The organism is Mesorhizobium sp. M4A.F.Ca.ET.020.02.1.1, assembly GCF_004022645.1.
In the GTDB taxonomy this organism is placed as follows: domain Bacteria; phylum Pseudomonadota; class Alphaproteobacteria; order Rhizobiales; family Rhizobiaceae; genus Mesorhizobium.
On the sequence record NZ_RZOI01000202.1, the window covers coordinates 1 to 8,502 of the forward strand.

Here is an 8,502-nt window from a genome sequence, read left to right on the forward strand (position 1 = left end):
ATCTCGACGCCCTTGACGGCGTTGATCGACATCAGGCCGGACGCGATGTCCTGATCGAGCTTGGCATAGATCGGCGCGCCGAGACCGGCTGGAACGCCCTCTGCGACGATTTCGATGACGGCGCCGACGGAGGAACCCGCCTTGCGGATGCCGTCGAGATATTGGGTGAAGACGGGAACCGACGCCGGATCCGGCGTGAAGAACGGATTTTCCGCATCGCCGATGAAGTTCCAGTTCCAGTTGGCGCGATCGATGGATTTTTCACCCATCGAGACCAGTGCGCCGCGCACCATCATACCGGGCACGACCTTGCGGGCGAGCGCGCCGGCCGCCACCCGCGCCGCCGTCTCGCGCGCCGAGGAGCGGCCGCCGCCACGGTAATCGCGCAGGCCGTATTTGACCTCGTAAGTGTAGTCGGCATGGCCCGGCCGGTACTGGCGGGCGATCTCGCCATAGTCCTTCGAGCGCTGGTCGACATTCTCGATCAGCATCGAGACGGGCGTGCCGGTGGTGATCATCGTCTCGCCGTCCTCGTCGAGGATGAAGCCGGAGAGGACTTTGACCTCATCCGGCTCGCGACGCTGCGTCACGAAACGCGACTGGCCGGGCCGGCGCTTGTCGAGTTCGGCCTGGATTTCCGCTCGGGTGAAGCGGATGCCGGGCGGACAGCCGTCGACAACGCAGCCGAGTGCCGGCCCATGGCTTTCGCCCCAGGTGGTGACGCGGAAAAGATGGCCGAACGTGTTGTGAGACATGGAAAAGCGCCCTGCCCGGCGGCGGAGCCGGTAATCTTCTCGGTGGCGCAGCGTCCTCTGCGCGCCCAAAAGGACGCGCGGCGCTGCACGCTGCCTTCTATTGGCGTTTTCCACAGTGGTCAAACCGGCGGATCCAGCATGATGGATGATTTCGGCGCTACGGCGGCATCGTCCGATGTCGAACCACTGCGCCGCAACCCTCGCTGAGCCACCATCTCGGCATCGGGCTGAACAACAAACGCCGTGCCGGTCGATCTATAGCCGCTGTTGTTTCCCGGCTATCCTATGAAGCCAGCGAGGTCGGGCAGGCGGTCTCTCCAGTATCTTATGGATCGTGCAAGTAAGGCAGCCGCGTGATTGGGGGCGGTGGAGCTAGGATTTCCTTTTGGGATTGGCAAGGCCGCCAGTATCGGCTAGCTAGCGTGCCGGACAATCTTCGGAGCGAACTTGGCTGTCAGTCGGGAATATGGCGTCGGCACGCGAGGCGCGCATCGCGTCGACCTGCCGCTGACGGAACAGGCCAGGCATCCGGGCAGCGCGCATGACGACATAGAAGTCGCGGTGCTCATACCCTGCTACAATGAGGCCGCGACGATCGCGACCGTGGTGTCCGAGTTTCGCCAGTCTCTGCCAAACGCCCGCATCTATGTCTACGACAACAACTCGATCGACGACACGGCAGCGGTAGCCGCGTCCGCCGGCGCGATCGTTCGCAGCGAGCGCCGGCAAGGCAAGGGCAACGTGGTGCGGCGAATGTTTTCCGATATTGACGCCGACGCCTATCTTATCGTCGATGGCGATGCGACATACGATGCTTCCGAGGCGCCTGCCATGATCCGCGAGCTCCTGTCCGGGCCATACGACAAGGTGAACGGGGTGCGCATTCATGCCAGCAAGCAGGCATATAGACCGGGCCACCTGATCGGAAACCGTCTGCTTACATCGCTTGTTTCGCTGTTCTTCGGCGACCAAAGTCGAGACATGCTGTCCGGCTACAAGGCTCTGTCACGCCGGTTTGTAAAGACCTTTCCGGCGGTAAGCGCAGGCTTTGAGATCGAGACCGAACTCCTCATACATGCGCTGGAACTCGGAGTTCCCATGAGCGAGGTCGAAACGCACTACAAGGAGCGGCCTGCGGGCTCGCTGAGCAAACTGGCGACCTACAAAGACGGCTTTCGCATCCTGTGGGTGATTTTCCACCTGATCCGCGACCTGCTGCCGCTTCCGTTTTTCCTGTCGATCGCCGCGGTTCTGGCGCTGATAGCAATCGGATTCGGCACACCCGTTTTCCTCAACTATCTCTCCACTGGATTGGTGCCTCGTTTCCCGACCTTGATAGCCGTATCGGCGGCAATGATCCTCGCATTCCTTTCGGTGTTCGCCGGCCTCATTCTCGATAGCGTCGCGCGCGGCCGCAAGGAGGCGAAGCTGCTTGCCTATCTATCCTACCGATCGGTGCAGCGGTGAGCGTGACGAGCGCGAAAATAGCGCGCTTCCTCTTTGCCGGAGGCATTGGGTTCGTCACTGACGCGGCCGTGTTCTTCGGCTTCGTGTACGGTTTTGGCGGCTCGATTATCGCCGCCCGCGTGCTAGCAAGCCTGGTCGCGATGACGGTAACCTGGGCCCTCAACCGGAGCATGACTTTCATTGACGGCCGCATGCAAAACAGAACTGCCGAGTACGGCAAATATCTGATTGCATCCTTCGTCGGGATGGGTGCGAACCTCATCGTGTTGAACGAGGCCAGTAAGATTGACGCCAATTTCTACCATGTGCCCGCGTATCTCCTCGGCGCGATTGCAGGCCTCGTCGTCAACTACGCTCTGTACGACCGAATGGTTTTCAACGGCCATCGAAGCCTGGGGTGATGGAAATGGCCGCTGATCAGGATCGGGCGCCCCGAGACGAGAATATCGACTCCGTCTTTTATCGCGACGGGGCATCGAATTCGTTTGCGATGCGCCTGCTCAAGACCGCCAGGCGGAACATGTTCAATCTGTTCATTGAACAGATGCGCCCCTCCCCGCAAACGACCGTTCTCGATATCGGCGTTTCCGACGACGAGAATGAAGGCGCCAATTTCCTCGAAAAGTCCTACCCGTGGCCAGAAAAAGTGACTTGCGCCGGGATCGGAACCGGCGAGCAGGTCAAGGCACGTTACCCCTCCGCCACCTTCCGGCAAATCATTCCCAACGAGCCGCTGCCTTTTGCCGACAAGTCATTCGACATAGCGACGTCCAACGCGGTGCTGGAGCATGTTGGAGGAGTGCAAGAGCGCAGGCAATTCATCCTGGAGCACCTGCGGGTTGCCCGCTCCGTCTTCATCACCGTCCCCAACCGCTGGTTCCCGGTCGAACATCACACCGGATTGCCGCTTCTGCATTATTCGCCATCCGCATTCCGCGCGCTGCTCGGCAAATCATCGATGGGTTATTGGACCAAGCCGGAGAACATGGATTTTCTCAGCCGCGACCTGATCGGGCGAGAATGGCCGGGAGCCAAGGCGCCGCGCATCTGGATGACGGGGATCAAGCTCGGTCCCTTCAGTTCGAACATCGCCATCGTTGCCGGCGATCATGCTCAGACCTAGCCGGTACATTCCATGCGCGGATCTTCAGTCCTGAGACTGGTCAACGCATGGGCGTTGCCATTGGCGCTCGTCGTCCTGTTTTGCCTCTATCAGTACAGATATTTGACCTATCCCTCCGTTCCCGGCAACAATGCGCAATATCCGCTGGGCTGGTGGGGATGGATTGACCAGGGTCTCTACTGGAAGTCCGCGAAGGCCTTCGCCGTCCTCGATCTCAGGCCCGCATCGCATTTCTATCCGCCGCTTTATCCCCTCTTCGGCGCGCTCTTTCTACCAATTTCGGAAATGCACCCCTTCTATCTGGTCAACCTCGCGCTGATGGCCGGTTTCTTTCTGCTCGTGTTCCGCCTGTTTCGACCGCACCTCGGGCCCGCCGCCGCAGCTCTTTTCACATTGGCGGGCATGGTCGGTTACCCGATCATCGGGCTTCAGTGGGTTGTTCCGTGGACCAGCACGCTTGGCGCGTTCCTCCTCGCCGCGGCCCTTGTACTTCTCGACCGCTTCGATCGGCTGAGGCATTCATCGCTCCCCGCATCGACCTTCGCGACCAACGCGATCCTGTTCGGCATTGTTGTCGGCGCCCAGATCCCCGTTCGTACCGCGGACTTCGCCACGACTGCTCCGGCTGCAATCGCCTATGCGTCGCTTGTCGTGGCGATGGCAGTGGGCAATGAACCCGACGCGCGCAGAAACGGGATCGTTTCCATAGGCGCCGGGGCGGCTGGGTTTGCCATGCCAGTGCTGTTCTTCGCAACATTCAATTACCTGAGCGCCGGAACTCTGGCCGGCACATATTTCCAGGCCGTCGCAGGAGGAATTGGCTTCGACATTTTCCAGGTTCCGGAGCGGCTCTTTTCGCTTCTTGTTGCCTCACAGGTCTATTTCCTGGAGTTCAATGCCGATTGGATCAGCGTGATCCCCATCCTGTTCATCGCCGTCGTTCTTGCGATCGTTCTGATCGTTTTCCCGGAGCCCCTGTTCATGCGGGTGGCCGGCTTGATGATGGCCGTGCATCTGATCGTTTATGCGAGCTATCGGGACAGCGTCCCGACCGGCATGTTCCGCTATTTCAACGTCCACTACTACAAGTGGATGTTTCCCATCGCGTTGGGGATTGTCGCCTACAGGCTGAAGCCGTCCGCTTTCGGCCGAAGGGAGGCAATCACTGTTGCGACGGGCGCGCTCATAGTCCTGCTCGTCGCATCCGTGACCGCGCAGCGTCGGGATGTGCCGATACTCGCCTCGACCTCCGAAGACAGAACCGTGAGGCTGGATGTTCAACAGCCCAATGCCATCCAGATAATCGATCTGGTGGGCGTGAAGGCTCCGCCTGAGAGCAATGCAATAACAGTCGAAACGTCCGCGACGATCGATGGCAGGCAGCTTTTCCCCGTCCGCGACTACAGATTTGTCGCCAACGAAAAACTTGTCCGTCTGATACTGGCCAGCCCGCAGAATGCCGGCTCGGTGGAGATTCACCTGTCGAAATATGTCGAGCCGCCCAAACCCGGCTGGACGGCTCGCGCCTCGTCAATGAGTTTCAGGCTCGGACTGCCGTTCGCGCAGCAACGGCTCGACACGTCCGTTCCCGGCTCCCCGTTCTCCTTGCCGCCCGGCGGCGCCCACTGAGTGCTACCTCCCATTGGCGTTTTCCACAGTGATCGAACCGTGATCCGGTGCATCAAACTGTGATCCGGCGGATTTAGTTTTGACACATTCGGTTGGTTTCTGCTCTCTTCCATCCGCCGTTGAGGATCCGCCGCCATAGTGCCGGCGCAATGACCAAAGAGGACGACGATGCGTACCCTGATTGGCGCTGTTGCCGCCATGTTGCTGATTTCCACCGCCGCCGCATTCGCCGGCCAGACCGAAGGCCTGATCAAGAAGGTCGACAAGGACACGCTGACGCTGACACTGGATGACGGCAAGTCCTACAAGCTCAATGCCGAAACCGATCTCGACGCGCTGCAGCCGGGCATGGACATTGTGATTGCCTATGACGTGACCAATGGCGAGAACGTGGTCACCGATATGCAGCTACCGGACAGTGACGCGAATTGATTCAGATGATGCTGGCCTGACCTGAATCGCCACACCTTCCACAGTCCGCCCTACAACCACTCCAGGGTCCGACCCTGCAGCCGGAGCAAGCGGTCCTGCGGGATTTCGAGGCTTGCCGCCTCCTGCTTGGACAGGCCTTCGACGAAGCGGAACAGGCAGCGCATGACGCCGCCATGAGTGACGCAGACCGTCTGCCGGTCCAGGGCGTCGAAGAATGGCTTTATCCGCTCGAGCAGCATCTGGTAGCTCTCGGCGCCCTCGCCGGGCGGCTGGAAGTCCCATTTGGCGAAGCGGCGCCCCTGCGTCGAGCCGGGAAGCCTGGCCTCGAGCTCGCGGAAGGTAAAGCCCTGCCAGTCGCCGAAACTTATTTCGACCAGCAGCGGATCGGTGCGGTAGGCAAGCGGATCGAGACCCATCGCCGCGCGCAACCGCTCCATCGTCTCGCGCGTGCGCCGCATCGGGCTGGCGACAAAGTCGAAATCGTCCGAATTGTCGACGAACTCGGCCAGTCGGATCCCATTCCGGGTCGCCTGCTCGCGCCCCAGCGCGTTTATGTCGGTGTCTGCCTGGCCCTGCAGTCGACGCTCGGCATTCCACTCCGTCTGGCCGTGGCGCACGATGTAGACGAGCGGATACATCAGGTCTTCCGGCGAAAGATCAGGACAGACTGCAGGCGGTGGGGGATGCCAGCTCGAGGAGACTATTCCTTGACGGTCGAGATATCGGGCGCGTCGACCGCCTTCATGCCGACGACATGGTAGCCTGAATCGACGTGATGGACCTCGCCGGTGACACCGCGCGACAAATCCGACAGGAAATAGACGCCTGAATCGCCGACCTCTTCCTGGGTGACCGTCTGCTTCAGCGGCGCATTGTATTCGTTCCACTTCAGGATGTAGCGGAAGTCGCCGATGCCAGAGGCGGCAAGGGTCTTGATCGGGCCGGCCGAGATGGCGTTGACGCGGATCTTCTTGGCGCCGAGGTCGACGGCGAGGTAGCGGACGCTCGCTTCAAGCGCAGCCTTGGCGACACCCATGACGTTGTAGTGCGGCATCACCTTTTCGGCGCCGTAATAGGTCAGCGTCAACAGCGAGCCGCCATCGACCATCAGCGGCTCGGCCCGCTTGGCGATGGTGGTGAAGGAAAACACCGAAATGTCCATGGTGCGCAGGAAATTGTCGCGCGTCGTCTCGACATAGCGGCCGGTCAGCTCGTCCTTGTCGGAAAAGGCGATGGCATGGACGAGGAAGTCGAGCTTGCCCCAATGCTTGGCGATGTCGTCGAAAACGGCATCGAGGCTTGCCGGATCGGTGACGTCGCAATGACCGGCGACATGCGCGTTGAGTTCCGCCGCCAGCGGCTCGACGCGCTTCTTGAAGGCTTCGCCCTGATAGGTCAGTGCAATCTCGGCGCCGTGATCGACGCAGGCCTTGGCGATGCCGAAGGCGATCGACCGATTGTTCGCGACGCCGAGGATCAGCCCGCGCTTGCCGGCCATAAGGCCCTGTCCACCCGCCATGTGAGCGTTCTCCGCAAGAATGTCTGCTTTGTGGAGAGCCCTATCGCACAGGCACAAGGCCCCTTCAAGCGCCCATAGCGGACTGTCCGGGGGAGAAAACTTCGAAGGTCAGCCGTTTTGGCGGCGCATCAGCGCTTCCAACTCGCTGTCACCGCCCTCGGGCAGCATCAGCCTGACATGGACGTAGAGGTCACCATGGCCGCCGGTTTTCTCCGGCAAGCCCCGGCCCTTGAGCCGCAGCACCTTGTCGGAGCTCGACCATGCCGGGACATTGACCGCGAGGCGGCCGGTCGGCGTCTCGACCGCAACCTTGGCGCCCAGCACGGCATCGGCCAGCGCCACCGGCAGGTCGGCGTGCAGGTCGCGGCCCTCGACACGGTAGCGCGGGTGGCGACGGAAATGGATCTTGACCAGCGCATCGCCCGGCTGACCCGGCCCCTGCTCGCCCTGGCCCTTCAGACGGATGGTCTGACCGTCCTCGACATAGGCCGGCAACTTGACGGCGACCTTGCGACCATCGGGGAACATCGCCGTCACCTTCTCGGCGGTGGCCGCCTCCTCGATGGTGACATCGAGCGTGACATTGAGGTCAGCGGCCTGGGCCGGCTGGCGACGGTCGCCTGTTCGCGCGCCGCTGGGGCCGGCGCCACGGGCGCCGGAGAAGGCATCGCCGAAGATCTGGCTGAAGATGTCGCTGTTGCCATCGAACGGATCGCCGCCCGGCCTGCCTGAGCGGAATTCGAAATGCGCGCCGCCCGGGCCCTGCTGGCGGCGGAATCCGGCGAACGGATCGCCACCGCCGGCGGCACCCTCGAAGCCCTGGAATTTCGGCTTGCCGTCGGCGTCGATCTCGCCGCGATCATAGGCGGCGCGAGTCTTCTCGTCACCGACGATCTCGTAGGCCTGGTTGGCGGCGGCAAAACGGTCCTTCGCCTTGGGATCATTCGGATTCTGGTCCGGATGATGCTTCTTGGCGAGCTTGCGGTATGCCGATTTTATGTCCTTGGCCGATGCGTTCCTGGCAACGCCCAGCACCTCATAGGGGTCGCGCATGCTTCCTGCCTGCAAGAGAAAATGAGTCCACGGTTGCTCCCTATATGCGCTTGCATAGGAAGAAATTCCAGTGGCGCAAGGCAAGATCGGCAGGCGAAAATCAGAGCGCCTTGAAGTCCTGCATGTGCCATCCGCCGGCGCCCGCCATGCAGAGCTCGCCCTTGAACAGCGAGACCCCGTCGAAGCTTTCGCGCGAAGCGGTGAAGCTGCGGCAAGTCTGGTCGTTGTCCTTCAACTCGACCAGCTCGGTGATGGAGCCGCGCGAGCCGGTGCCGGCATTCGCCCACGGCACCGCCTGGCCGCCGAGTTCCTCGATATCGGCGGAAGAGACGGCATTGCCGATGGTGGTTTGATCCGAGTCCTTGTCGCTGTTCGCCGGCACGGCGGGCGAGGCAGGTGCGCTCGACGTGACGATCGAACGGTCGACTTCCGCCTTCTGAAGGCTGAAGCCGCCCGCGCCGCAAGCGGCAAGCGGAAGGACCATGGCCGCGACCATGAGCTTGCCGCTGGCCGAAGCGAAACCG

At 61.7% G+C, this 8,502-nt stretch carries 10 protein-coding genes; 5 read left to right on the plus strand and 5 right to left on the minus strand.

Translation table 11 applies throughout. The features are described 5' to 3' along the window. Positions 1 to 755: chorismate synthase (gene aroC / locus EN742_RS14960; protein ID WP_128332967.1), on the minus strand; the 755-nt coding region annotated here is incomplete at its 3' end. Between the two features lie 549 nt (positions 756 to 1,304). On the opposite strand from aroC, the gene EN742_RS14965 reads away from it, so the two are divergent. From EN742_RS14965 to EN742_RS14985, 5 genes are all read left to right on the plus strand, one after another. Beyond that, complete coding sequence (locus tag EN742_RS14965) at positions 1,305 to 2,222, plus strand: glycosyltransferase family 2 protein (RefSeq protein WP_126059183.1); 918 nt, start codon at positions 1,305 to 1,307, stop codon at positions 2,220 to 2,222. Next, positions 2,219 to 2,623, plus strand: a complete 405-nt coding sequence (locus tag EN742_RS14970; protein ID WP_189347737.1) for a GtrA family protein — start codon at positions 2,219 to 2,221, stop codon at positions 2,621 to 2,623. The genes EN742_RS14965 and EN742_RS14970 overlap by 4 nt, the downstream gene beginning before the upstream one ends. Positions 2,624 to 2,628: 5 nt before the next feature. Continuing rightward, a complete protein-coding gene (locus EN742_RS14975; RefSeq protein WP_126055939.1) occupies positions 2,629 to 3,345 on the plus strand; it encodes a methyltransferase domain-containing protein in 717 nt (238 codons plus the stop codon). A 60-nt stretch (positions 3,346 to 3,405) separates the two neighbouring features. Further along, entirely contained in the window at positions 3,406 to 4,974 is a 1,569-nt protein-coding gene (locus EN742_RS14980; protein WP_128332968.1) for a hypothetical protein, read from the plus strand. A gap of 168 nt (positions 4,975 to 5,142) precedes the next feature. Beyond that, positions 5,143 to 5,406 (plus strand): DUF1344 domain-containing protein, encoded by a 264-nt coding sequence (locus EN742_RS14985; RefSeq protein ID WP_126055941.1) that lies wholly within the window; start codon positions 5,143 to 5,145, stop codon positions 5,404 to 5,406. Between the two features lie 50 nt (positions 5,407 to 5,456). Here the strand turns inward: EN742_RS14985 and EN742_RS14990 are convergent, their stop codons facing one another. The 4 genes from EN742_RS14990 to EN742_RS15005 all read right to left on the minus strand — a co-directional run. After that, positions 5,457 to 6,044 (minus strand): histidine phosphatase family protein, encoded by a 588-nt coding sequence (locus EN742_RS14990; protein WP_126055942.1) that lies wholly within the window; start codon positions 6,042 to 6,044, stop codon positions 5,457 to 5,459. Between the two features lie 62 nt (positions 6,045 to 6,106). Next, on the minus strand, positions 6,107 to 6,925 hold the full coding sequence (fabI, locus tag EN742_RS14995) for an enoyl-ACP reductase FabI (RefSeq protein WP_126055943.1): 819 nt from the start codon (positions 6,923 to 6,925) through the stop codon (positions 6,107 to 6,109). A 108-nt stretch (positions 6,926 to 7,033) separates the two neighbouring features. Then, complete coding sequence (locus EN742_RS15000; RefSeq protein ID WP_127421577.1) at positions 7,034 to 7,978, minus strand: J domain-containing protein; 945 nt, start codon at positions 7,976 to 7,978, stop codon at positions 7,034 to 7,036. Between the two features lie 100 nt (positions 7,979 to 8,078). Further along, a partial coding sequence (locus tag EN742_RS15005) for an RT0821/Lpp0805 family surface protein (protein ID WP_245492327.1) occupies positions 8,079 to 8,502 on the minus strand: 424 nt, incomplete at its 5' end.